This window comes from Pedobacter sp. 01T416_2 (genome assembly GCF_056398925.1).
Map to the genome: position 1 here is coordinate 1 of NZ_JBFTQI010001149.1, position 1,237 is coordinate 1,237.

The 1,237-nt window shown below is 40.6% G+C and carries 1 protein-coding gene; it reads right to left on the minus strand.

The features are described 5' to 3' along the window. Positions 1–1,047, minus strand: a 1,047-nt coding sequence (locus AC1DPQ_RS28120; RefSeq protein ID WP_477611622.1) for an ATP-binding protein, incomplete at its 3' end; no start/stop codon positions are given. Positions 1,048–1,237 lie beyond the last annotated feature (190 nt).

Genomic DNA, 1,237 nt, shown 5'->3' on the forward strand with positions numbered 1-1,237 from the left:
GGTTTTGGTAATCTGGTTTTCAATTTCATCCAGGTTGTAACCGATTGCCAGTTTTGCTGCAATTTTTGCAATTGGATAACCAGTTGCTTTACTTGCCAAAGCTGATGAACGTGATACACGTGGGTTAATTTCGATGGCGATAATTTCATCGTTTGCCGGGTTAACCGAAAACTGAACGTTACAGCCACCGGCGAAGTTGCCGATTGCACGCATCATTTTGATCGCCTGGTTACGCATATCCTGGTAACAACGATCAGATAAGGTCATTGCTGGAGCAACAGTGATCGAATCTCCTGTGTGGATACCCATCGGATCGAAGTTTTCGATCGAACAGATAATGATTACGTTATCGTTGCTGTCTCTTAATAACTCTAACTCATATTCTTTCCAGCCTAAAACAGCTTTCTCTACTAATACTTCATGTGTTGGCGAAGCCTCTAAACCACGTTTTAAAGCGGCATCGAACTCTTCTTTTTTGTGTACGAAACCACCACCGGAACCACCTAAAGTGTATGATGGACGGATTACCAATGGGTAACCGATTTCTTGTGCTGCTTCTTTACCTTCTAAAAATGAGTTGGCAATTCTCGATTCTGCAACACCTACACCGATATCAACCATTAACTGGCGGAAAGCTTCGCGGTTTTCGGTTTTTTCGATTGCAGCAACATCTACACCGACTACTTTTACACCATATTTTTCCCAAACACCACGTTCTTCAGCTTCTTTACAAAGGTTTAATGCTGTTTGGCCTCCCATGGTAGGAAGTACCGCATCAATTCTAGGTAAATCTGCAGAGTCGATGTGCTCTTGTAAAATAACCTCTATTGAATCAACAGTTAACGGGCGCAAATAAACATGGTCGCCGATAACCTTGTCCGTCATAATTGTAGCCGGATTAGAGTTGATAATGGAAACGGTAATCCCTTCTTCTTTTAAAGAAAGAGCCGCTTGCGAACCCGAGTAATCAAATTCACAGGCTTGGCCAATAATAATTGGTCCAGATCCGATAATCAGTACTGAGCGTATGGAAGTGTCTTTAGGCATGATAAAGCTTAAACAATAATTAAAATTCTAAAGTGTTGGTTCTTTTGAAACCCTGAAAGCAACGAGATTTTGTGCTTGTAAGAAGAAAAATCCCAACTGTTCTGTCGGGATGCAAAGATACATCTTTAGCATGATTTTTAGGCGTTTTTTTTAAAATAAAAAAGAGCACTATTTAAGTGCTCTTTTTAGA